This is a genomic window from Exilibacterium tricleocarpae, assembly GCF_007004655.1.
GTDB lineage: Bacteria > Pseudomonadota > Gammaproteobacteria > Pseudomonadales > Cellvibrionaceae > Exilibacterium > Exilibacterium tricleocarpae.
The window spans coordinates 1-23,987 of sequence record NZ_ML660106.1; the positions used below are offsets into that span (position 1 = coordinate 1).

Consider the following 23,987-nt stretch of genomic DNA (forward strand, 5'->3'; position numbering starts at 1 on the left):
CCTAACTGGGACTCCAAGCAGTCCGTAATACCATCGCCGTCTGAGTCCAACTCAGCGGGGAAGGACACATTGTCTGATCCAGCGATCAGCAAGCTACCAAGACGAATATAACTGGTGCGCGTACAGTCGACGATGGACTCCTCAAATAAAAGCTGTCCTGCGCTGGAATATACACTGTACCTGAGATCATAACCTTCGCCGGTCCGGCTTAGTGAACGCAGGTTGTGTCCGTCATAGATGTAGTCTTTTACCACGCCAGCGACTTTACTTTGCATCAGTCTGGAAGCATCATCATAAAGATAGGTATCTCTGTGAACCTCGTTTAAAAATCCTCCCTGGGGAATATACCGCAGTTTTTCTGTAGTATTGCCGTAGATATCATACTGAAAAATATTGCTGGAGCTGTAACCCTCTAAACGGAGTAGCTTTTCATTACTATATATATAGCGAGAGTTACCGCTGTCACTGTTAAACTTTTCCGTTATGTTGCCACGCTCATCGTAACTGACCGTGGTGCGACCCCAACCGCCGCGCACGTCGCGAAGTCGATCTAACGCATCATAGTCATTCACCCGGTTCATATAGACATTCTGCGCACTGTCTATGCCATCGATAATGGCCGACACATTGCCGCTCGGGTCATAGGAGTAGGTGAGATTCACCAGAGAATCCGCGACGATGGTCTCGGGAAAGAGCCGCCTGTCGTAAGTCTGCGATACCTGAACACCGTTATGGAGAGTATAGGCACTCACCTGTCCGGCGGGGTGAAATACCACATCGGTGGCAAAATCACCCACTCTTGTCGCGCGCCCCAGCGCATTTGGCGCATAGTCGACAACCAAACCGTCGGGATAAACAGTAGAGCTTATCGTGTCAAGTCCATCATAGGCGTATTCTAATGTGTAGCTACGCGCTAGCCGTGCATTTATACTAAGCGTTTCCCGCTTTAAATTATTGTTTTCATCGTAGATATACAGCCATTCTGTAATGCCGGAAATGAGCCTGTCTAAATTATCATTCCCGTCGTATTCATAAAGTGTATCATCCGTCTCATCAGGGTAATCGACTTTCTTGAGCCTGTTGAGCCCGTCATATTCATAATAGGTAGTAGCCGATCCCGACACGCTTACTGATTCTAAATTCCCGACCTCATCTCGGCCATAAGTTGTAACACCAATTTCCGGCTCAGTTTTCGACACTAAAAAGAGTCGACTATCGTATTCAAAGTCTCTGGGAAAACCCAAAACACTTCCATTGGACTGTTGCTGCCCTTGAAAGATTTGAATAATTTGATCAAATATATTGCGCCGAATGATCGTCGTAACAGAGTCCGGCTGGCGAATACTGAACAACTCTCGGCTGGAAACACCAACCGTTCGGTAAGTATACCGCGTGATCTTACCCCTCTCGTTTGTCTCAGCCATTAAAAAGTCATCGTAATCAAAACTCACGTAATTGCCGTCCGGATAAGTTCTGCGCATTTGACGACCGAGTGCATCATAGGCATAGCTCATACCCTCGAGTGAATTGGGATAGGATTCAAATACCTTGCGCCCGGATGCGTCATATTCAATCGTCGAGCTAATGGTTTCATTGGTGCCGATGTCAGTGCGCTGAATGCCTATACGACGACCTAACCCATCAAAAGAGTCAATCTGCCGGTAATTCCCTCTCAGTAGACGCCTGGTATTACCGACATAACTTATCGATGCCGGTAGATGTATCGGATAAACAATACCCGTTAGTCGATTGAGGTCGTCATAGGTGTACGCTTTGGTATACCCCCTGCCATCCGTTTCCGATGCAAGAGTACCTGTATCATTAACGACACGCGTTAAAACAACTGACTCCGGACGCTCTTCTCGTGTGGCAATGCCTCTTTTATAAGCTGAATAATTTGTTACATTCCGCCGGGCATCCTCCACCGACGCCAAGTCACCTGCGGTGGTGTAGTTATACTTTGTTACCACGCCGTATTTGTTCTCTTCCTTTAACAAATTGGTGTTGGGAAAATATTCGCGGCTGATCGTTGAAGACTGGCCATTATGGGTTACCCGTTCGCTGACAGGCAGACTGAGAATCCAGTTTTGACGGTCGTTGATATAGGTGACGGCAGTCACTTTTTCCGGAACATCCTGTAAATTGACAAATTCTGTTATCGTCTGCGCGTTACCAAAGGCGTCGTAGTCGGAATAATCGACAGCCTGGGTCGCCGTAACATTATCAATATCGGCATTGCTGTCACGACTGATATAGTGTCCCAGCAATATCGGCGAGTTAGTCTCTTCCTCTATCCACCAACTGCGATCGCCGCCGTGGAAGAGGTTCTCATCTGAAATCTTTCTCTGTCCCCACGCCTTGACCACGACTTCCTTCAGGGTATCGTTCAGTTCATAGGTAGCCTTTCTATACAATAACCCCACGAAAGAAGGTTTGATAAATCGATAGGTGCCGGGTGTAGGCTGTACGAAGTCTTTACCGTAGTGTTGGTATACATACTTTGCGTGCGGCGCGGTTACGGTTGTCGAATCGACGCGCAAAACAGTTCCATCTGCAGCGGTATAAGGCACGCTATGCGGTGCAAACTCATAGGTGGTGGTACCGCTTTGCACACTGCCGCCGGAAACGGATTTCGTGTGTATGGAAGTGGTCCTAAAAGCCGATCCCTTATCAAACTGCACGTACTGGTAGGTATAGTCAATACGTGCACCATTAGGATATTTCACCTGTTTCAGCGAATAGCTACCCAGGCCATCTTCGACGATGCCATCATTAGGGTCCGGATCATCAATTTTGTTATTGTAGCTGTACTCCCACGTTTTGCCGTCGGGCCGCCTGACCTTGACCAGTTGATGGCGAGGGTCTGTGTAGCCGACAATATTCTCATACTCGTACTCCCAACGCTGACCATTGGCTTCAATACTGGTCAGCCGGGGTGTCGCATAAGCGCCGGCACCATCGTCATAGTCATAGCGCAACACCGGCTGGCTATCACCTTCCTCACTGCGATAGACAGCGACAATATAGGATTCGCCCGCAGCATTTTCCTCATAGTCAATTCGAATCCAGTTACCGTGAATATCCTCGATACGTGTAGTGAGCCAACTGGGCTCTTCTTGATAGAAATCATATCTATCCATGGTATAACGCGTACCGTCCGGTGCGGTCACCAGCATACCGGGGTTGACGCTGTCACACTCAGCTTTCCAGTTACTGCGGGTAATCAATGTGCCATCGTTGTCGATAGCGTTTAGCACAAGGAGTTCCCGACCACCGTCGGGTTGCTCTAGCGACGGATTGTCCCGCGTGCTGACGGACCAAAGACCCTGATTGCATAATTTATCCGTATGGCGGTTGGATGTCACAATACGGCCAAAATGCATTAACCATCCCAGCCCCGCCAGTGACCGGACCGGATAAGCATTGGTTTGCAGACTGGTATAGACGCGGTTCACGCGGATATCCATACCACTATTTCCCGGCACTAGAATATCCGTATAGTGGAGTTGCAAGGTGCCGGAAAAAGGGTCTACGGTTTCATTGAAGTTCTGGTTGATTGTTTCTTTGAAAGGGTTAAACCCCGGTTCGGCATAGTAGTCGCGTATTTCTTCAGCGACCGCAGGGTTCCCCCACAATAGCCACAGACCGCACAACACGAAAGTTAACAGGTTCTTCATCATAATCTACCACTCCTTATAAAGTATGAAGCTAACCTTGAAGAAAGCCGTGACCTCTTCGATAAGATCACTGTACAACGATCTATTCTTCCCTCATTTATGCAGGTTTTTTGGATCGATCGACGGAGCATCATAGGACCCGGCAAACTGCGTCGACCGTATCTTGTGACCTTGATGCACCACCGGCATTGTGCGGGCTTCTTTTGCAGACGGTAACGCGTGTTCTCGTGCATCGATAATGTCGTTGGCAAATGCCACTGCTGCGCCCTCTGCACCGTCACTGCCGTTACTCGCCGACAGATCCGACGCCGGCGCCTTTTCATCGGACACCCCCACTGTTTCACTTGGCGCCAACACCTTTGCGTTCGACTCTCTTTTATTTTCGATTGGCACCTTTTCACCGGACAAAGGCGGGCTTTTTTGTGGATGGGTATTTAACACCCTCCATGGTTCCGGCTTAATACTTGAAGCAGTCGCCAGAGGAGGCGGTTGTGAGTCGGAGATGTTGGGGGGCTTGGCGTCAAACCACACTTTCTGAACCGCATAGACCGACAATGCCAAGACAGATAGGAAACCCAAAACAAAAAACACATTTCTTCCAGAAACGGACATTATTCTCCCTCTCGCAAATAGGTTCTACCTCAAAATCTCTTTTCGCTGCTGCAAAAGCTTCCGCATTTGTAAAAATAGATTGGGGTAAAATGCAACAGTCACTGCTATATTTTGGATGACGCATTTACTGTAACGCATTCAAGACGATCACGTCATCTACATTTCGATAAAATAGGCTCAATATATTCGGCACAGCGAGGTGTGGAAAATCTCAGTTGTTTGTTACTCGATTTATAACGACCTATCTGATTAGATAGCCTTATCGATTTTTTCCAAAAATCCCTAAGAATCCGTTGACAAAGACAACTATCAAATTAGAGAAAATAAGAGAAAATCAGTCAACCTAAATCGTTTTACGTCTCGTCTTGAGGGACGCCTGCAACTTAGATATATCGTCGGGCTCACACAACGCAGAAAATTTTTTCCTTGAGTTGCAGGTGTCTCTAATGGCACTGAAGCTCATCTGAGAATCGACAAACCGCACCATGCTTACCAACATGGTCCTGATGTTGAAGGATGGTCTTACCGTCTTTAAATACTTGATGAGTGGTTGAGGCAGTTCTTCATTTATTTTTTCAACAACATGCTGTTATTGTCCGCCATATCGGCCAGATTTTTTCCGTTTGATAACCTGCTTTGTAAAAGTGTTTCCTCCCTTTGTAGCATTAAATTATGCTTTTTTTAAAAGGATTCCCATTTTTTCGTCTTCTTCGGAACTATCATCCAATATCGCCAGAATACAGCCTTTGTCTTTATCTCTAAGTTCTGTGGCATATACACAGTAATCTACCACCTCCTCAAGTGTGTCATCAGCATGGTATGTCGTAACCATATTAATACTATGTTCTGTGCCATGCTCGTCATCATACTGATAAATCAGCTCATCAATGTCGTCGTGCAATTTTTCGGAAAATGTACCAACACACACAAAATATGTAGTTCCTTTATTCAATAGGAATTTAATCAAAGATTCCCAAAAGCTAATAGAGGCTCTACTAACACTCCATGCCGTCAGCAAAACTATGCAAGGCATTAGATTGCTGCCAAGCTCAGTAACCGCAAGTGACTTATTGGCTATAAGTAATGATCGTCCATTAGAACATTTAGTCATCATGAATCTATATCCCCCCGCTTAATCTTTTCAATATTGTTTCTGAATGTTCTAACTTCTGTTTCCAAGTGATTGATTCGGCGCTGTTGCTGTTTTTGGATAACCTCTTTTGGTAGCTTTTCCATTCCAGGTCGAACGCTGGGATTGTCCCTAAACTCTTGCAACTTTTTCTCATGCTTAGAAATTTGTTTTTCTAGCGATCTAATACTTTTTTGTTGTTGCTTAGTTAGCTCTTTTACTCCCTTTGTCGCATCGCCAGCCTTATCCGCAATCGCTTTCATCCCTTTAGTCGATCCTGCCGGCAGATAGGGCACAAAAAGCGCCGCCCCATCGGCCACAAGGTCCTTGCCACCTTCGACAACGAGCTTATCATTGCCAATAATCCAGCCAACCGCTATTTTTCCTATATCATAAGCAACATTCCCTGCATCCCAAAGTGTATCTACCGGCAATCGCCCATCCGGGTCCACATACCGATACGGATTATTATTCCCATACGCATACCGATTAAACAGCTTCGGGTTGCTTTCAAGGTAACCCAAGACCCCAGCCGGGTCTAAGCCCATAAATCGACCCATCTCAGGATCGTAATACCGCGCCCCCATATAGGTCAAGCCACTCACTTCATCGTGGAGCTTGCCCGTAAACGACAGCGATTGCAGGCTACCTTCTCCATCGGTCACTTTCTCACCGTAAGGGCGGTAACTTTTTCGCCACAGCAAGGCGCCCGTTTCATCTGAAGCCGCCACCACCGAACCCAACGCATCGGTGTGGTAATAGGTCGTGGTTCGCTCGGCCTGGGCGCTGCCGACCGGCAAGCAACCGATAAACAGGGACAGTAAGAAGGCGAGCGGTCGAACAACACCCTGTCGCGCTGTCGTATTCGACTGTGCATCAGCACGGGTTTCCAATGACTTTATATCTGTATCCATAACTAATCCCTCAGCGGAGAAACGTGATCGTGAGCAAAAATGAGCGTGTAAACGGTGTGAGCTCCAGGGCGATGCGTGACACTGTGGCGCTCTAATTTAACACCGGCAGCCTTGTCCCGATTCAAGCCCACCGGTGGTGCGACACAACCCGACTTGCCATCTGCACTCCGAGTAGGCGGGGAAGACACAGCCGTCCAGTCACGCCACCAGCAAACTGCATAAGTGAATATAGCTGGTTGCAGGTACAATCGTTGACGCCTTGTGACCTTGATGCATCACCGGCATTGTGCGGACTTCTTTTGCAGACGGTAACGCGTGTTCCCGTGCATCGATAACGTCGCTGCCATAGACCGACAATGCCAAGACAGATAGGAAACCCAAAACAAAAAACACATTTCTTCCAGAAACGGAAATTATTCTCCCTCTCGCAAATAGGTTCTACCTCAAAATCTCTTTTCACTGCTGCAAAAGCTTCCGCATTTGTAAAAATAGATTGGGGTAAAATGCAACAGTCACTGCTATATTTTGGACGGCGCATTTACTGTAACGCATTCAAGACGATCACGTCATCTACATTTCGATAAAATAGGCTCAATATATTCGGCACAGCGAGGTGTGGAAAATCTCAGTTGTTTGTTACTCGATTTATAACGACCTACCTGATAGAAGCCTTATCAATTTTTCCAAATATGCCTAAGAATCCGTTGACAAAAACAACTATCAACTTAGAGAAAATAAGAGAAAGTCAGTTAACCTAAAGCGTTTTACATCTCGCCTTTAGGGACGCCTGCAACTTAGATATATCGTCGGACTTACACAACGCAGCAAATGTACTTTAGTTGCTAAGTTGCAGGCGACCCTCTCCTTAGTTGTAGACGGCTTAAAAATAACTTAACGAAAACAAAAAGATAACGCCCCACCCTTTCAAATCTTGATGGGAGCGCCGCCTCGAGTGGCAGGGTGTGGATGTGGGGACAGGTTTTACCTGTCCCTCTCGGAGGGGACCACTCCTCTGTGCCAGTAGCCCCGCTTACAGGATACTGCGGGGTAGTTCTAGCGCAGGGGAGTGGCGCCATTCCAGGGGGGCGCAACTAAAGTTACGTCCCCACACCGTGCCACCGGTTGGCCATCCTTGAAATATATTGCGCCACCGCAGCCATCGACCTCCATTGACGCCGCTCCACTAGCACAACTATAAGCCGGAAAAAGACACCTTTACTCGCCTACATCATTTCAAGCACCATCAAAAACAACCGGTTGCAGGTGCTATTTTACCCAGTTACACTACCGAAATATCCATATAACAGGCATGCTTGACCGGATACCGACCGGGCAAAAAACCCGCGCACAATAACAAACACAAGAGGTTCCAGGCATGGACGACGTGGGCTTGAGCCGCCTCGACTCGATCATCATCCTGATCTACATTGTCGGCATCATCTGGTACGGCATCCGCAAGGGCAAACAATCCAATTCCGAAGACTACTTTCTCGGCGGCCGCAGTATGACCTGGCCGATCGTGGGCATTTCACTGTTCGCCGCCAATATCGGCAGCAATACCCTTATCGGGCTCAGCTCATCGGCGTTTCAAGGCAATGTCGCCGTCTACAACTACGAGTGGATGGCGGCGGTAATCCTGGTGTTCTTCGCCATCTTCTTCCTGCCGTTTTATCTGCGCTCCAAGGTCTACACCATGCCGGAGTTTCTCGAGCGCCGCTTCGACAGCCGCTGCCGCTACCTGTTTTCCATCATTATGATCGTCGGCAATATCATTATCGATATGGCCTCGGGCCTGTACGCCGGCAACCTGATCCTGAAAATTATTTTCCCCGAGATAGACACCTGGATCATTATTTCCCTGCTGGCACTGAGCGCCGCTGCCTACACCATCCCCGGGGGACTCTCCTCCGCCGTCCACACCGAGGTGCTGCAGGCGCTGCTGCTGGTGGCCGGCTCCTGCCTGCTCACCTGGTTCTGCTTTCGCGAAGTCGGCGGTTGGGAGGGGATGACCAGCGGCCTCGACGCGCTCTTTGCCAGCGGCCAGACCCGACTGCCCGCCGATGAGGTGCTGAGCCTGGTCAAACCCGCCGACCACCCGCAGATGCCCTGGACCGGGCTGTTACTCGGCGTGCCCCTGCTGGGATTTTATTTCTGGGTCAACAACCAGTTTATCGTGCAGCGGGTTTTGTCGGCCAAAGACCTCAACCACGGCCGCTGGGGAGCTCTGTTTGCCGGGCTGTTGAAATTGCCGGTGCTGTTTATCATGGTGATTCCCGGTGCCGTCGCCACGGTGCTTTACACCGATCTGGATATCAGCTTTCTCGGCTACCAAATTCCGGCGGCGACGGGCGGGCAGACACTTTGCACCAGCCTCCACGACTGCCCCAATATGACCTATCCGGTGCTGATCTATAAACTGCTGCCGGTGGGTATTCTGGGCCTGGTGGTGGCCGGCATACTGGCGGCTATGGCCTCCAGTATCTCCGCCACCCTGAACTCGGCCTCGACGCTGATTACCATGGACCTGGTCACTAAACTGCGCCCCGATATCGGCGGTAAAAAACTGGTGCGGGTAGGCCAGATCAACACCCTGGTGCTGGTGATCCTGGCGGCCGCCTGGGCACCGCAGATCGAGCGCTTTTCATCACTGTGGGAATACCTGCAATCGGTGCTGGCCTATATCTCCCCGCCGATTGCGGCGGCCTTCCTGGTGGGCCTTTTTTACAAGCGGGCCAATGCCCGCGGCGCCTTCGCCAGCCTGCTGCTCGGCTACGGTATCTCGATCGCCTTTCTGGTGGTAAAAACCGCCGGCTGGGCGCCGGCCATCACCAATATCCACTTCCTGTTGCAGGTGCCCGCGCTGCTGGTTATCTGTGCGGCCGCCAATATAGTGATCAGCGCCACCGCGCCGGCGCCCGCCGCCGAGGTGGTGGAACACTACACCTGGAAACCGGCGCTCTACCACGCTGAAACTCGAGAATTGGCCGCCCTGCCCTGGTACCAGAACTATCGCGTGCTCTCCATCGGCCTGCTGTTGGTTACCGCCGGCATTGTCGTAACGTTTTGGTGATCTGGGAACCGCCGCGGCTGTAGCGCGGCAGAAGAGGTATGGAGAGGTATTTTGCGGATTAGCTGTCGGCGCCGGGCTTGGGAGAAAAGCCGGACTGAAACGGCAGGTGGGTTACCTTGTCACCGGCCTTGATGTCGCTCACTTTACCCGGCCCTTCCTTTTCCACTTCGTCGATGCGGATGACCGAGTGCATGGGTATGTAGGAGCGCTTTACGGATTCGAATTCGCCTTTCAACTTCTCTTCACCGGGGTCCACGACCAGTTGCGTGCGCTCGCCAAAAACGAACTCCTCCACTTCTATAAAGCCGTACATATCGCTTTGATAGATGGCGCGGGCGTAGACTTCATACACCTGGCCCTGGTTGTAGAAGATAATCTTGTAAATCGGGTTGGCTGCCATATCGGGTTTTGCTCGTCTGGTGTCACGGTTGCGCCTGCGGCGGCAAGTAGCAGGCGGTTTAGCCCGCCGGCGTAGTAAAACGACTTGTAGCTCAAGATGGGGACAATTCCCGCAAATACAACCCCCGTAACCGAGCGTAACCGCGCCGGCCGACCCCGCGGGGTATCGTTTTTGCCGGCCAGTCCCGCTATAATGCTCGGCCCGTTTTAGCTGGTTAGATTTTAAACAAACACCGGCAGTCGGTACCGCCACCACCCGGTTGCCGATTGTCTGTCAGCAGGAACCCTCTATGGCCGCCAAAGGCGCTAAAAAGCTTTTTATCCAGACCCATGGTTGTCAGATGAACGAGTACGACTCCGCCCGCATGCGCGACCTGCTCGGCGAGTCCCACCAGATGGAGGCCACGGACGATCCGGCCGAGGCCGATGTGCTGCTGATCAATACCTGTTCCATCCGCGAAAAGGCCCAGGAGAAACTGTTTCACCAACTGGGGCGCTGGAAACACCTCAAAGAGGCGAAACCCGACCTGCTGATCGGTGTCGGCGGCTGTGTCGCCAGCCAGGAGGGTGCGGCCATCGCCGACCGCGCCCCATACGTCGACCTGATATTCGGCCCGCAAACCCTGCACCGCCTACCCGAAATGATTGAAACGCCAACAGCCGGCGGTGCCGTGGTGGTGGATATCAGCTTCCCGGAAATCGAAAAATTCGACCGCCTGCCGGAGCCGGAGGCGGACGGCGCCAGCGCCTTTGTCTCTGTCATGGAGGGCTGCTCCAAGTACTGTACGTTCTGCGTGGTGCCCTACACCCGGGGCGAAGAGGTCAGCCGCCCGGCGGCCGATGTACTGGCGGAGGTGGCCCATCTCGCCACCCAGGGCGTGCGCGAAATCAATCTGCTGGGGCAGAATGTCAACGCCTACCGCGGCGAGGCGCCCGCCGCCGGCAGAAGCGGCGCGCCGGTGGACCTGGCCGAGTTGATCACCTATGTCGCCGCCATCGACGGTATCGACCGCATCCGCTTTACCACCTCCCATCCGGTGGAGTTTTCCGACAGCCTGATCGAGGTTTACGCCGAGGTGCCGGAGTTGGTCAGCCATCTGCACCTGCCGGTACAGAGCGGTTCCGACCGGATTCTGGCCGCCATGAAGCGCGGCCATACGGTACTCGAGTACAAATCCAAACTGCGGCGCCTGAAGAAAATCCGGCCCGATATGTGCTTTTCATCGGACTTTATCGTCGGCTTTCCCGGCGAGACCGACGCCGACTTCGCCGCCACCATGAAGTTGATCGAGGAGATGGATTTTGATATATCATTCAGCTTTATCTATAGCCGGCGCCCCGGCACCCCCGCCGCCGATCTGGCCGACGAGACGCCGGAGCTGGTGAAAAAGCAACGCCTGCAACGTCTGCAGGCGTGCATCAACCAGCAGGCCCAGCGCATCAGCCGGCAGATGGTGGGCAATACCGAGCGCGTGCTGGTGACCGGTTATTCGAAGAAGGACCCCGGCCAACTGGCCGGCCGCACCGAGAACAACCGGGTAGTCAATTTCCACTGCGACAATGCCGCTTTAATTGGCCGTTTCGCCGACATTCTGATTGCCGAGGCCCTGCCGAACTCCCTGCGCGGCGAGCTGGTGGGATCAGAGCTGGATGGCGAGTAATCTCGAGCCGCTATAAAGGCCCGGCTATTAAGAACCATATAGCTGATTCCTGGGGTTTCCAGCTTCACTTGAATGGGTTAGGCTAGCTCGAAACGGTTGCCGAAAGGACCTAGTTTTACGTATTTTGGACAGTCACACTGCCACTGAACAAGCTGCCACTGAACAAAAGGTAGTAGCTCGACGGGTTACACTCGAACCTGACGACGCGCGTCGATTAGCCAGCCTCTGCGGCCAATTTGACGAACACCTGCGCCAAATAGAGCAGCGTCTGGATATCGAGATTCGCAATCGCGGCAACGATTTCTCCCTGCACGGACCCCCAAACTCCACCCGCGCGGCGGGACGCCTGCTCACATCCCTGTATCGGGAAACCGACAGGGGTGTCGATTTGACGCCGGATGAAGTGCACCTGGCGCTCCAGCAGTTACTGCAAACCCTTATCCAGTCATCACCCCAACCCCGTGTCGAGGCACAGATGGACGATCAAACCCGGGCGGTTGACAGCGGCGACGCCGTCGACGGCAGCGCTGACAGCAGTATCGATACCGATTCCAATATCGAAGAACTCACCCTGATTCGCACCAAGAAATGCACGGTAAAGCCGCGCGGGCTCAACCAGCAGCGTTATGTGCGGGCGGTGCAGACCCAGGACATCAACTTCGGGGTCGGGCCGGCGGGCACCGGCAAAACCTACCTGGCCGTGGCCTGTGCCGTCGAGGCACTGTTAAAAGACGAAGTCGAGCGCATCCTGCTGGTGCGCCCGGCGGTGGAAGCCGGGGAAAAGCTGGGCTTCCTGCCCGGCGACCTGGCGCAAAAAGTGGACCCTTACTTACGCCCGCTCTACGATGCCCTCTATGAAATGCTGGGCTTTGAAACCGTCGACAAGCTGATCGAGCGCAATGTCATCGAAGTCGCACCGCTGGCTTATATGCGCGGCCGCACGCTCAACAATGCCTTTGTGATTCTCGACGAGAGCCAGAACACCACCCGCGAACAAATGAAAATGTTTCTGACCCGCATTGGTTTCGGCTCCACTGCGGTGATCAACGGCGATCCCTCGCAAATTGACCTGCCCCGCGGCCAGGCTTCCGGCCTGCGCCACGCCATGCAGGTCCTGGAACATGTAGCCGGTATCAGTTTTATCTTCTTTACCGCCAAGGATGTCGTACGCCACCCGCTGGTGCAGCGTATTGTCGAAGCCTACGATCAATTCGAACAGGCGCACGACCAAAACCAATGAGCCTCGATATCGATATACAAGTCGCCAGCACCGGCGACCGGGTCCCCGACCCCTCGCAAATCCGCCGCTGGGTAACAGCGACACTGGCGGCGGGCGCCGCGGTGCGGCCGCACGCGCCGACAGAGTTGAGTGTGCGCATTGTCGGCGCGGACGAGAGCCGCCGGCTCAATCGCCAGTACCGCGGCCGGGACAAGCCCACGAATGTGCTGTCATTTCCCGCCGATTTACCCCCGGACCTGCCACTGCCGCTGCTCGGCGACCTGGTGGTCTGCGCGCCGGTGGTGATCGCCGAGGCGCGCGACCAGGGCAAGCCGGTCGAGGCCCACTGGGCCCATATGCTGGTACACGGCACCCTGCATCTGCTCGGCTACGATCACGTTGCGGATGCCGACGCGCTGGTTATGGAGGACCTGGAAACCCGTATCCTGCTGGACCTGCACTATCCGGCGCCCTACGAACTCGACCGGCAGGCAGCCGGGCACTGACCCCAACCTCACCACCGACGCACCAGGAGAACTCTGAAGACCATGAGCGAAGAACCCCCGAGTACCGGCCAGGCCAACGGCAAACAACAGGAAAAGTCGTGGCTCGACCGACTGCTACACGCCTTCACCGGCGAGCCGAAGTCCCGCGAGGAACTGCGGGACATTATCAAAGACGCCGCCGACAACAAGCTGCTGGACCAGGAAGCGCTGAGCATTATCGAAGGGGCATTCGACGTATCCGAACAGCAGGTGCGCGAAATTATGGTGCCGCGCTCGCATATGGTAGTGGTGCGAGTGGACGACCAACCGGAAGCTTTTTTGCCCAAAGTGATCGAATCGGGACACTCGCGTTTCCCGGTGGTCGGCGAATCGGCGGACGATATCAAAGGGATTTTGCTGGCCAAGGACCTCTTGCCACTGATCCTCAACGGCCAACAAGATTTCGTCCTGGAAAGTATTTTACGACCCGCCAATATTATTCCGGAAAGCAAAAGGCTGAATGTGCTGCTGCGGGAATTTCGTGAAAACCGCTACCATATGGCGCTGGTCATTGACGAGTACGGCGGTATCTCCGGCCTGGTCACCATCGAGGATATTCTCGAGGAAATCGTCGGCGAAATCGAGGACGAAACCGACGAAGACGTGGAGGATACCTTTATCCGCCAGGTCTCCGACAACGACTTTATCATCAAGGCACTCACGCCCATCGAAGAGTTCAACCAGCATTTCAGGGCCGACTTCAGCGACGATGAGTTCGACACCATCGGCGGCATCTTAATGCGCGCCTTCGGCCATTTGCCGCAGCGCAATGAAGCCACCGAGGTCAACGGCTACCAGTTTCGCGTACTCTATTCCGACAATCGCCAGATTCATTTACTGCGCCTGACAACGCCGGAACCTCTATCTCACTGAACTCAATGCGAGGCTCGAACTTACGCAATCGAGTTCTGTTGAACGCCGCCCGAGCAGGGTTTTTCCCGCCCAGGCACTAGAGCACCGGCCGCGGCAGACACAGGCAGGCATGGGTGCCAACCACCGCGGCGGCGGCATTTTTCGGGTGGATCGTGAGCGTGCAGCGCATGGATTCAGACAGCGCTTTTACCGCCGCCAGACCCAGTCCGCTACCCTCGGCCGCGCTGTTCTCCTGTTGCAGGGGGCGATACAACGCCGGCAGGCGCCGGGCGTCGATACCGGGACCGGTATCCCAAACCTCGATACAGGCCTCCCCGGCCCGGCGGCGCACACCGAGCACGACCCGGCCCGCCGGGGTATATTTCACCGCATTGGACACCAGGTTACTGACGATGCGCATCACCGTCGTCGGGTTCGCCTCCACCACCACCGAGGTGCCGAGATAGTGGAAGGCGATATTTTTCTTCGCCGCTTCCTTGCCAAAAATGTAGGCGACGTTATCCAGCACATCGGACAATTCAAACCGCTCCGCCACACTGTCGACGGCGGCGTCTTCCCGCAACAGTTCACCCGAACGGCTCAGTTCTCCCTCCAGGGTCTGCTCGACCACCTCATCCAGGTAATCGACGCACTGTTTCATATGCGCAACCTGGCGCTCCTCGAGTGGCTGATCGCCGGCGAGGTTGGCCAGCGACAGCTTGAACGCCGCCAGGGGCTGGCGCATATCGTGGGTGGCCGTGGCGAGGTAGCGTGCCTGTTCGCGCAGGCGTTCAAGCATATTGCCGCGCTGCTTCTCACTCTCCAGCAACCGCGCCGTGACCCGCGCTTTGCTGGCCGACAATTCCGCCTCGCGCACCAGGCTGTGCTGGTAGGCCCTGCGCACCATCGAACTCTGGTCCGCCAGCGCCAGGGCGAACAGGGCGATTTCCACCAGTACCGCCCAGCGCGTCAGCTCATAACCGACCTGCACCGCCATAAAACCGGACAGCCAGTGATTGGCCGTCAACAGCAGTCCCGCCGCAAACAGTATCGACCAGCCGAGCACGTAAAACCTGACTTCCCGATAGCCCTTGATCCAGGAGTAAACGCCAAAACCACAGCACAGCAAACCGCCCGCGAGACTGATCATAAACGCCCATTTTTTTATCACCTGTTGCCAGCCGAAACTGAATATCACCAGTGCCGCCAGGGTCACCCCCATGTGCGCCAGTGCCAGGTAAAACAGCGCGGGAAAACGGCGGCGCAAATCCAGAAACAACACGCCGAACAGCACCGCAAACAGAATGGCTCCGAGCCCCAGGTAAGCCGAGGCCACCGCGTTCCAGCGCGGCGAATCGGGCCACAGGTACTGAAAACTGACGCCCTCCATATGAATAACATAGAGCACCACGGTGGTGACGTAGACAGCGTAGGCGATATAGACAGACGTCGCGCTTTTCAAAGCGTTGAGAAAGCTGTACAACACCATAAAAGCTGCGGCACCGACAAATAACATCAACTGGGCGGTTTCACTGACCGAGCGATAAAAAAAGGCCTGGCGATCGTAAATGTCGATTTTCATCTGCGCGGTGCCCCCGGAGCGGTAGGCGAGCAGCAGGGTTTGCTCAGCGCCGGCATCGGTCACCACGGGAATCACCAGATTTCTGTAGGCAATCAGGCGTTGCCCAAAAGGGGCATCGCGGTGCAGCCGCAGCAGCTCCGCCGGTGCCGCCCCCGCTGCGATCTGACAGACAGTTATCGACTGCCAAAAGGTGGAGTTCAGATCGATAACCCGCTCCTGCGCTACTGCTGAAATATTGCGCAAGTTGATTTTCACCAGTACTTGCGCCGGGGAAAAACCGTAGTCGATCAACCCATCGGTGGGGCTGAACGCAATGGTTTCCAGGCGCTGCGCCGCCTCATCACAACGGAGATCGGTACCCGGGTTAAGCGCGTGGGACAGGTGAGTGACAACGGTCTCAACAAGGGTCTCAACAACAGCCTCACCACCACCCGCATCCGAACCGCTGGCGGCGAACGCAGGCGCCGCCGGTACCAGGACCAGCAGCAAGATCGCGGTGGCCAACGCGGATAACGGGCCGCGGCGCCAGTTCGACTGAAGCCCACAACGCCTGCCAGGCCATTCAGACAACTGCTGGTTAATCCAACACCTCGGCAATATCCGGGCTGGCTGCATACGCTATTGATCTCGTTTGGCTGCATGTTCGCCCGAACCGGCGCGGCTGATTCGGCGTCTTGTTTTTGTGCCTGGATTGATCGAGCGGAACTGAGTATATTGGAAAACCGGTCCCGCCAACAAACCCGCCCATCATGAGCAACACTCTCAACAGTAAAAAAATATCGATTCTGATCGCCGACGATCATCAGGTGGTGCGCGACGGGCTGCGCGCCCGCCTGGAAAAACTCGGGCACTATCAGGTGCTGCCCGATGCCGCCGACGGCATTACCGCACTGGCGTTGTGCCGGCAGCACCGCCCGAATATTGTGCTGCTCGATGCACAGATGCCGGGGATGTCGGGGTTGGATGTCTGCGCTGAAATCAAACGCCGCTGCCCCGCCACCCGCGTGGTTTTTTTCACCGGCCAGACCCAGCGCCAGACGCTGTTGCCCCTGGTCAATGCCGGCGCCGCGGGTGTGTTTCTGAAGTCCGACGATTTCGAGCAGGTACTGCTGGCGTTGCCGGAAATACTGCAGGGCACGGCGACGCTGTCGGCATCGGTGCGGGAACTGGCCGGCAGCGACGACGACAGCGGCCTCACCAAACGCGAGGCCCAGGTGCTGCGACTCATAACCCTCGGCCACACCAATCGCGAAATCGCCGAACTCCTGCACATCAGCGCCAAGACCGTGGACCGGCATCGCACCAACCTGATGAGAAAACTGCAGGTACATTCAGTGTCGGAACTGATGCGACGCTCGTTCGAGTTGGGCCTTATCGACTGAGCTGCGCCGCCAGAGACAGCCCGGGCGGTAATTGCCAACGCTTGGCCAGGTTCCGGAAACACGAAACTCGTGCCGGCGGCTATTCGCCGTTACACTAACGCTTTTTTTGCAGAAGGAAGCAGTAGCCAGTGCACGTCAATCCATCCCTGTCGGGACCGCTCTCCCCGGGCCTGTCTCTGCTCCAACCCGGCTGGCGGGGTCATGTACTGGTATTGCTAGCGGGCCTGGCGCTGCCGCTGTCGCTGGCACCTTTCGATATCTGGCCGCTGAGTCTGGCCTGCCCGGCGCTGCTGGCCTGGACGTTGCAACACCTGGACGGCCGCCAGGCAATGTGGCGCAGTTTCTGGTTCGGCCTGGGCATGTACGGCTCCGGCGCCTCCTGGGTCATCGTCAGTATCAGCGGCTACGGCGGTGCGCCGCTGCCACTGGCGCTGCTGCTGACCGGTATTTTCATCCTGTTTCTGGCCGCGGTCTTCAGCCTGCCGTTCTACCTGCTGGGTCGCTGGCTGCGCGCCGGCCCGGCCAATCTGGTGCTGGGATTCAGCGGCTGCTGGATTCTGGGAGAGTGGCTGCGCAGTTGGCTGTTTACCGGCTTTCCCTGGCTGTATATCGGCTACGCCCATATCGATACCTGGCTGGCGGGCTGGGCCCCGGTGGCGGGCATTTTCGGCGTCGGCCTGGCATGTACGCTGAGCGCAGCCCTGTTGGCCGCTGCAACCGGCCTGCCGCAGCGTCGCGCCCTGCTCTGCCTGGCCCTGATAGCACCGCTGTGGCTGGCGGGGTGGGGCCTGCAAAAACCGCAGTGGACCCAAACCATCGATCGCCCGCTGACCGTGGGCATGGCCCAGGGCAATATTCCCCAGGAATTGAAATGGGCGCCGAGTTTTTTACAACCGACACTGCAACGCTATCGCGATATGAGCGAACCCCTGTGGCAGCACGATTGGGTGGTGTGGCCAGAGGCGGCGGTGCCGCTGCTGTTCCACGATGCCGGCCCCTACCTGGAGGAGATGCACGAAAAGGCGAGCGCTACCGATACGGCGCTGATTACCGGCATTTTATTTGACGATTACTTTCGCCAGGTCAACCCGGAACCGGCCTACTACAACAGCATCATCGGCCTCGGCCAGGGCAGCGGCATTTACCACAAGCGACGCCTGGTACCGTTCGGCGAATACGTGCCGCTGGACCGCTACCTGCGCGGCCTGATCGCCTTTTTCGATCTGCCCACTTCCATTATCGATGCCGGCCCCGACGGACAACCGGGACTGCGGGCGGGCGCCTACCGGCTCGCGCCTTTCATCTGCTATGAAGTAGTGTATCCGGATCTGGTGGCCGCCAGCGCCGCCACCAGCCACGCCCTGATCACCATCAGCAACGATGCCTGGTTTGGCGACTCCATCGGTCCGATTCAACACCTGCAGATGGCGCAGATGCGCGCGCTGGAAACCGGCCGCTACCTTATCCGCGCCACCAACAACGGCGTCAGCGCCATTGTCGACCGCCGCGGGCGCATCCTGCACAGGAGCGAACAGTTCGTGCAACAAACCCTGTCCGGAGAAATCGCCGCGGTGGTGGGCACCACACCGTTTATGCGCTGGGGCAGCGCACCGGTGATCGCGCTGTGCCTGGGCCTGCTGGCGCTCGGCCTGATCGGCGCGCGCCGCTTTAACTCGCCTCCAGCTTATGGAGCTGACTGACGGGAACCATCTCCCCTTCGACCAGGGCCCGGCGCACATCGAGAGCGCCATCAATATTGTTGAGCATGTTGAAGGTATAGCTGTCGAGACCGTCAGCGCCCCACTTGATGTTGAAGCGACCGAACACGCTGCCCGTCGCCGGCGTGTAGATATGGCGAAAAAAAACGCTCCTGGTCACATCGAGCCCCAGTCGCTCAACCAGTTGTGTGAGGTATTGACCGGTATTGTGAGCGATGCCCGAGGCCGTAAAACGGTCCCGGTCCGACATGAAGATAAACAGTTGGCCATCGTAACGCACCAACTTTATATCGATACCCGCCTCATTACCGTACCTGTCGGTGACCACAATAGCAGTCATCTTCGGCAGTAAATTGGTTTTCATTACACACCTGACCCAGTTGTTTGAAATGGATTTTATAAGAATCGAGATGTCCGCAAATTCAACACTCTGGCGTCAAAAGTAACTTTTTTTGCCCGGCGCTGCAGTTTAATTCGTTTTTATGTGCGAACAGGCGACATAGGGCCACAAAAACCAGAGTGAATCAACCGTCTGAGTCACGCTAAATCCTATATTCTGCGGCCGGGGGATAGCCGGGGCGTACGAGTGGGCGCCCGACTTGGGGTGGCGGGGCGAAACCGGCGGGCGTTCAGGCCGGGCTGCGAGTCAACCGCTGGTCAGCCAGGCCTCCAACTGGTGTTCCTGCCAGGTTTGCAGCAGCTCGAGCCCCTCGGTGATGACATCGACATAGACATTGATAATCTGGGTAGCCAACTCGAACAACTGGCGCTGGTCGATGGAGATATGGCCGCCGCTGAGAATGTCCTGCTCCACACTGTTGAGCAAAAACATCAATTTCAGATCGTAGGTTTTGATCATCGGCAGCGAAGCGAGGTGATTTTTGATCGAGGCCGGCATCCGGCCCATCTGCACCCGCAGTTTTTCGTTTTCCGCTTTGGTGCACTGCAACAGGTAGCGCAGCTTGCGATCATTGACATAGTCGCAGGTCCCCTGCACGATCGCGTGCGTGGCCAGCCCTCTGATCTTGGCCACCAGTTCCACCATATCCGGCATTTGTTTGCACGCAAAGACCAGCAGGGCCAACTGTTTGCAAGCGGCATGGCTGTTGAGTTGGGAAGCGGCGGCCTGGCGCGGCACCTGGTCCAGAGTCGACAGATAGTCGGAGATCGGGCGCTCCAGGTGCTTGCCCAATTGCGTCATCAGGTTCAGCAATTGTTCGACAAAATGGCAGTGCAACTCGAAATTGTCGATCACATTGTCATCGCGCCAGTCCGTTTTCAGCGTCGCCCAGGCGTGATAAATCTGTTCCCGCTCGCGCGCGTCCAACAGTGGCGAGGACTGCGCCGCAAACGCATCCAGCACCGCAATCCGGCGATCCACCTGCTGCTGCAGTGCCAGCAGTTCACCTTCGAACAGCTTGTCCCCCGCCAGCACCGCCATACTCAGCCCGCGATGTTTCTGCACCGCTTTGACCAGATGATTGATCTGCTTGATCAGGTGAATGGCATCGAGACGCCGCCGGTAAATAGCACAACAGTCGATAAACTTCGCCGTATCCGCCGGGTCTCGCTCACGGTTGAGGACGGCAACCATCTCATTCATATAAACAGTACACCTCACCGCTTTCATTTATGCGGTCATAATTCATTCAGTTTCAGTGGTCTTTAATTGGGCAAGGTCCATGCCAGCTTGGAGTTTACGCCCAGTCGCGGCCCAAACCCGACGGCGACCGGGCGTAATCGGCACCATTTGAGGGCGGTGGCACCGTTTCGGCACCAATAGCGGCCACCTCTCACAGAACCTCCGCACCCGCCTCACCACACATCTTGCCATTATTCCTCGCAGGCGTTGAGGTTGACTGTCACGGTCAGCGGCACTCGTTTCGGGTTCTACTTTCACTTGCGAGGCCCACTTCCGGTGGTGGCGTGCTCAAGAACAGTCCTTCATTTTGCCACCCCTTCCCTCTGTGGATACCCCGATTAAGGTCTTTTTCAATTGTTGCCCCCTTAATCTCAAAGGGTGACGGAGAGGATGTTCCTTAACAAGCGAATCTATTCAGAGGTTCCGTGGAGTGAGGTCGTAAAACTGACACACTGCAAGCTTCCTCACTGTGCGTAGACTGCCCCAAGAACCACGGTCTTCCAGGTGGCGAAACCAGGCGGAAAGACCCAACGCATAGAACTCAGTGACGACGAGCGTGAACGACTCGCCTTGTTAACTATTTGATATGGCAGTACAATCCGGCGCTATGAAACCGTGCTTTACTAAATTTCTTTGCCTGGTTCTGGTGCTATCAAGCAGCATTTCGGTGTTCGCTCAAGCACAACTGCATCTTGTCCACGGCTCTGAGAATTCAGAAGAGACATTCGGGGATTTGTCGATCGCCTTTCACAAAGCGGTGTTTCCCCACGACAGGTATGACCACACTGATAAAAGCGACGCTGACCATGACGTTGAAGATCACGCCTCACATGGCCACGGAAGCGCCGCTGTAGACTCGCTGAAAGCGTTAGACGTCAATATTTCAAACAAAGACTCAAAAGCACTTGGGGCAGTATCGTTCCTTGCCGATCCGCTCTATCTGATAGATCACATTCCCGACTAATCCGAATCTATACCCGCAATCCGTCCGCTTTGAGCGGATGATTCTCATACATAGATTTGGAGTCTTCCGACATGTTGATGAAATCAACGGTCGCGCTTATGGCGTTGACTGTGGCCGTTTCGGTATGGGCGCGAAATCCGCCCTGCCCGGGGACAACGGCCGGACCTACTGCCATTCAGGCGCAGCCTGATCGCTCACCTTCGATATCCGTCGAGCAGGCGGTTGCATTAGCGCTCAAAAATGATCTTCGAAAAGATGCAGCGCTGGCGGCGGTGACTGCGGCTCGCTCTGAGAACCGGATCGCGTCGTTGCGCCCGCCCGATGAAATCCGATTTCAGACAGAGGATTTCCCACGGTCGGAGAGCCTCAGCGATACTGACCCCCTGGAAGTAACCGGCAGTTATGCCCGCGTCTGGGAACGGGGCGGAAAACGCGAAGCGCGCGCAGCCGTCGCCGCGAGCGGGGTCGATATTGCGAGGGCAGCGGCAGCCGTTTCGTCCAACCAGATCGCCTATGATGTGCGCCGCCTGTACGCCGCAGCGCTGGTCGCATCGGCCCGGCAGGCTGTGGTCTGCATGGAAATTGAGCACGTTAACGCGATCAAAGGCGCGATCGACGAGCGTGTCCGGCGGTCTGCCGATCCCGCCTTAGCGACCGTCCGCGCTACAACAGAGCTGTTGACAGCGCAGTCGGAATTGCGGCTTCACCGAGCACAGCAAAACGCGTTTCTGGAACAACTGTCCAACCTGACCGGGCAAAGTGGGCGCTTCACTCTCGACCGATCTGCGCTCGCGCAAACGGCCGATGTCCGCGCAGTTGACCTGAGTTTTTCATCCTGGCCAGATCTCCTGGCATTGGAGGCCCGACAACGCGAGGCACGCGCCATCAGCAAACTCGAACAAGCGGGCCGCAAAGCTGACATCACCTGGCATGTTGGCATCCGCAACTTTGGGGCATCCGATGACTTCGGCGTGACTACCGGCATCTCTATCCCGTTTGGCATGGGCGCCCGTAGTGATGCGAAGGTGGCCAGGGCACGCGCCAAAGAACAGGCGATCGAAGCCGAAAAGCGTGTGCTTTTGCAGCAGGTAGTTCGCGAAACCACGGCCTTACGTCAAGCCTCAGCGCAAGCCGTCGATATGCTGGCAGCGCTTGATGAGAAGCTCATTCCGGAGGCCGGCGCAGCACTCAAACTTGCCGAAGAAGGTTATCGGCGCGGTGCGCTTTCTTTCCGCGATATTCTCGACGCCCACGAAGTGTTGATCGCGCTGCACAAGCTGCGTGTCGATCACCTCGAAACACTCCTGATGAACGACGCAGCTTTGCAGCGACTAACCGGCGACGTCGCTGCAATGGAGGCACAACCATGAAACACTGTACAACTTACCTTCTCTACAGCCTTATGATCTTTACCGTCGCAATCGGTCTTGTCGGCTGCAGCGCTGATTCGGCGACAACGACTGACACGCCCGAACTGGCTGAGACCGAAGCAATCAAAGGTCCCAATGGCGGACGGCTGCTGTCGGACGGAGATTTCGCCATCGAGGTCACCATCTTTGAAACCGGTGTCGATCCGCAATTTCGTCTCTACGCGTATCAAGACGGCGAACCGCTGTCACCGGACCAGGTTGACCTGACGCTGGAGCTGAAACGCCTGGGCGATCAGGTAGACCGGTTCAAATTCAGCCCGCAAGGGAACTATCTTGTCGGCGATGGGATCGTCACCGAGCCGCATTCCTTCGTCGTCACAATCAACGCCAGATATAACGGCAGGGCAAGCGCCTGGACCTATGACGCCATTGAAGGCCGCACCGAAATTGCCGACGCCCTTGCCAAAGCGGCAGGTATTACAACCGAAATAGCCGGAGCTGCGACAGTCGACATCTCGATCCCGGTCACCGGCAAGATCACTTTCGCACCCGGCGCGACGGCGAAGGTTAAGTCGCCATATACCGCTCGCGTCTTATCGATTACCAAATCCGTAGGCGACAGGGTCGGTAGCGGCGAGACGCTTGCGCTGCTCGAGAATGTTTCGACTTTACAGCCGCTCACCATTACTGCACCGTTCAATGGTGTGGTCATTGAGCGTAACACGAATGTCGGCGATGTCGCGGGCAGCCAGGCGCTGTTTGCGATCGGCGACACCTCGCAAATGGAAGCACGCCTTCACATCTTTCCGAAAGACCGGCAAAAAGTAACACCCGGTCTGGCGGTGAAGATTGAAACACCGATTGGCGACAAAGCCGTACAGACGGAAATCTCCGCGTACATGCCAATGGCGGACCCACTGTCTCAGACACTTATTGCACGCACACCTGTGCCAGCCGACGCTGGGTTTTATCCGGGTATGCGGGTGAATGGCGAAATCGTCGTTGAGACCATAGACGCGCCACTTGCAGTGCGCACGTCAGGTCTGCAGCGCTTTCGCGATTTCACCGTCGTCTTCGCCAGAGTTGATGAAACCTACGAGGTACGCATGCTCGATCTTGGCGCTCGGGATCGTGAATGGGCGGTTGTCCATGGCGGCCTTGAGCCGGGGACGGAGTATGTGACAGCCAACGCCTTCCTGCTTAAAGCCGACGTCGAAAAGTCCGGCGCCGGCCACGATCACTAGGAGGTCG

General features: G+C 55.3%; 18 protein-coding genes. 10 read left to right on the forward strand and 8 right to left on the reverse strand.

Going from position 1 to position 23,987, the window contains the following annotated elements; genetic code table 11:
* The 4 genes from FKG94_RS23280 to FKG94_RS23295 all read right to left on the reverse strand — a co-directional run.
* A partial coding sequence (locus FKG94_RS23280; RefSeq protein ID WP_142929357.1) for an RHS repeat domain-containing protein occupies positions 1-3,680 on the reverse strand: 3,680 nt, incomplete at its 3' end.
* Between the two features lie 90 nt (positions 3,681-3,770).
* Entirely contained in the window at positions 3,771-4,289 is a 519-nt protein-coding gene (locus FKG94_RS23285) for a hypothetical protein (protein ID WP_142929358.1), read from the reverse strand.
* Positions 4,290-4,959: 670 nt separating this feature from the next.
* The gene (locus FKG94_RS23290; protein WP_142929359.1) at positions 4,960-5,403 is read right to left on the reverse strand and encodes a DUF7684 family protein; all 444 of its coding nucleotides are present in this window, start codon (positions 5,401-5,403) and stop codon (positions 4,960-4,962) included.
* Complete coding sequence (locus FKG94_RS23295) at positions 5,400-6,332, reverse strand: RHS repeat domain-containing protein (RefSeq protein WP_142929360.1); 933 nt, start codon at positions 6,330-6,332, stop codon at positions 5,400-5,402. The genes FKG94_RS23290 and FKG94_RS23295 overlap by 4 nt, the downstream gene beginning before the upstream one ends.
* Before the next feature lie 1,375 nt (positions 6,333-7,707).
* Here FKG94_RS23295 and FKG94_RS23300 point away from each other — a divergent pair.
* A complete protein-coding gene (locus FKG94_RS23300) occupies positions 7,708-9,402 on the forward strand; it encodes a sodium:solute symporter (RefSeq protein ID WP_142929361.1) in 1,695 nt (564 codons plus the stop codon).
* 58 nt (positions 9,403-9,460) lie between these two features.
* Here the strand turns inward: FKG94_RS23300 and FKG94_RS23305 are convergent, their stop codons facing one another.
* On the reverse strand, positions 9,461-9,802 hold the full coding sequence (locus FKG94_RS23305) for a DUF1820 family protein (RefSeq protein WP_179957776.1): 342 nt from the start codon (positions 9,800-9,802) through the stop codon (positions 9,461-9,463).
* 289 nt (positions 9,803-10,091) lie between these two features.
* Between FKG94_RS23305 and miaB the strand changes: the two genes are divergently transcribed.
* The 4 genes from miaB (at position 10,092) to FKG94_RS23325 (ending at position 14,099) form a co-directional block, all read left to right on the forward strand.
* Positions 10,092-11,462, forward strand: a complete 1,371-nt coding sequence (gene miaB / locus FKG94_RS23310; RefSeq protein WP_142929362.1) for a tRNA (N6-isopentenyl adenosine(37)-C2)-methylthiotransferase MiaB — start codon at positions 10,092-10,094, stop codon at positions 11,460-11,462.
* Between the two features lie 124 nt (positions 11,463-11,586).
* Positions 11,587-12,702 carry a PhoH family protein gene (locus FKG94_RS23315; protein WP_142929363.1) on the forward strand — a complete coding sequence of 372 codons (1,116 nt, stop codon included), beginning with the start codon at positions 11,587-11,589 and terminating at the stop codon, positions 12,700-12,702.
* Positions 12,699-13,187, forward strand: coding sequence for an rRNA maturation RNase YbeY (ybeY, locus tag FKG94_RS23320; RefSeq protein WP_142929364.1), 489 nt, complete (start codon positions 12,699-12,701; stop codon positions 13,185-13,187). Before FKG94_RS23315 ends, ybeY begins: the two co-directional genes overlap by 4 nt.
* 42 nt (positions 13,188-13,229) lie before the next feature.
* Positions 13,230-14,099, forward strand: a complete 870-nt coding sequence (locus tag FKG94_RS23325; RefSeq protein ID WP_179957777.1) for a CorC family transporter — start codon at positions 13,230-13,232, stop codon at positions 14,097-14,099.
* Between the two features lie 76 nt (positions 14,100-14,175).
* Here the strand turns inward: FKG94_RS23325 and FKG94_RS23330 are convergent, their stop codons facing one another.
* Positions 14,176-16,164, reverse strand: a complete 1,989-nt coding sequence (locus FKG94_RS23330) for a sensor histidine kinase (protein ID WP_179957778.1) — start codon at positions 16,162-16,164, stop codon at positions 14,176-14,178.
* Positions 16,165-16,409: 245 nt separating this feature from the next.
* Here FKG94_RS23330 and FKG94_RS23335 point away from each other — a divergent pair, with 245 nt between their 5' ends.
* Positions 16,410-17,042 (forward strand): response regulator, encoded by a 633-nt coding sequence (locus tag FKG94_RS23335; protein WP_142929366.1) that lies wholly within the window; start codon positions 16,410-16,412, stop codon positions 17,040-17,042.
* A 128-nt stretch (positions 17,043-17,170) separates the two neighbouring features.
* Positions 17,171-18,742 carry an apolipoprotein N-acyltransferase gene (lnt, locus tag FKG94_RS23340; RefSeq protein ID WP_246125351.1) on the forward strand — a complete coding sequence of 524 codons (1,572 nt, stop codon included), beginning with the start codon at positions 17,171-17,173 and terminating at the stop codon, positions 18,740-18,742.
* Here the strand turns inward: lnt and FKG94_RS23345 are convergent.
* Both FKG94_RS23345 and FKG94_RS23350 read right to left on the reverse strand, forming a co-directional pair.
* Entirely contained in the window at positions 18,711-19,124 is a 414-nt protein-coding gene (locus FKG94_RS23345; protein WP_142929367.1) for a hypothetical protein, read from the reverse strand. The two genes, lnt and FKG94_RS23345, sit on opposite strands and share 32 nt — an antisense overlap.
* Positions 19,125-19,406: 282 nt before the next feature.
* Positions 19,407-20,363, reverse strand: coding sequence for a nitrate- and nitrite sensing domain-containing protein (locus tag FKG94_RS23350; protein ID WP_142929368.1), 957 nt, complete (start codon positions 20,361-20,363; stop codon positions 19,407-19,409).
* 625 nt (positions 20,364-20,988) lie between these two features.
* On the opposite strand from FKG94_RS23350, the gene FKG94_RS23355 reads away from it, so the two are divergent.
* The 3 genes from FKG94_RS23355 (at position 20,989) to FKG94_RS23365 (ending at position 23,980) form a co-directional block, all read left to right on the forward strand.
* Positions 20,989-21,366 carry a hypothetical protein gene (locus FKG94_RS23355; protein WP_142929369.1) on the forward strand — a complete coding sequence of 126 codons (378 nt, stop codon included), beginning with the start codon at positions 20,989-20,991 and terminating at the stop codon, positions 21,364-21,366.
* A 71-nt stretch (positions 21,367-21,437) separates the two neighbouring features.
* Entirely contained in the window at positions 21,438-22,736 is a 1,299-nt protein-coding gene (locus tag FKG94_RS23360) for a TolC family protein (protein WP_142929370.1), read from the forward strand.
* Complete coding sequence (locus FKG94_RS23365) at positions 22,733-23,980, forward strand: efflux RND transporter periplasmic adaptor subunit (protein ID WP_142929371.1); 1,248 nt, start codon at positions 22,733-22,735, stop codon at positions 23,978-23,980. The genes FKG94_RS23360 and FKG94_RS23365 overlap by 4 nt, the downstream gene beginning before the upstream one ends.
* Positions 23,981-23,987 lie beyond the last annotated feature (7 nt).

Coding starts and splice junctions, on each gene's coding strand:
- FKG94_RS23285 (WP_142929358.1), bottom strand. CDS start 4,289: ATGTCCGTTTCTGGAAGAAATGTGTTTTTTGTTTTGGGTTTCCTATCT.
- FKG94_RS23350 (WP_142929368.1), bottom strand. CDS start 20,363: ATGAATGAGATGGTTGCCGTCCTCAACCGTGAGCGAGACCCGGCGGAT.
- FKG94_RS23360 (WP_142929370.1), top strand. CDS start 21,438: ATGTTGATGAAATCAACGGTCGCGCTTATGGCGTTGACTGTGGCCGTT.
- FKG94_RS23345 (WP_142929367.1), bottom strand. CDS start 19,124: ATGAAAACCAATTTACTGCCGAAGATGACTGCTATTGTGGTCACCGAC.
- FKG94_RS23335 (WP_142929366.1), top strand. CDS start 16,410: ATGAGCAACACTCTCAACAGTAAAAAAATATCGATTCTGATCGCCGAC.
- FKG94_RS23365 (WP_142929371.1), top strand. CDS start 22,733: ATGAAACACTGTACAACTTACCTTCTCTACAGCCTTATGATCTTTACC.
- ybeY (WP_142929364.1), top strand. CDS start 12,699: ATGAGCCTCGATATCGATATACAAGTCGCCAGCACCGGCGACCGGGTC.
- FKG94_RS23295 (WP_142929360.1), bottom strand. CDS start 6,332: ATGGATACAGATATAAAGTCATTGGAAACCCGTGCTGATGCACAGTCG.
- FKG94_RS23300 (WP_142929361.1), top strand. CDS start 7,708: ATGGACGACGTGGGCTTGAGCCGCCTCGACTCGATCATCATCCTGATC.
- miaB (WP_142929362.1), top strand. CDS start 10,092: ATGGCCGCCAAAGGCGCTAAAAAGCTTTTTATCCAGACCCATGGTTGT.
- FKG94_RS23305 (WP_179957776.1), bottom strand. CDS start 9,802: ATGGCAGCCAACCCGATTTACAAGATTATCTTCTACAACCAGGGCCAG.
- FKG94_RS23290 (WP_142929359.1), bottom strand. CDS start 5,403: ATGATGACTAAATGTTCTAATGGACGATCATTACTTATAGCCAATAAG.
- FKG94_RS23325 (WP_179957777.1), top strand. CDS start 13,230: ATGAGCGAAGAACCCCCGAGTACCGGCCAGGCCAACGGCAAACAACAG.
- FKG94_RS23355 (WP_142929369.1), top strand. CDS start 20,989: ATGGCAGTACAATCCGGCGCTATGAAACCGTGCTTTACTAAATTTCTT.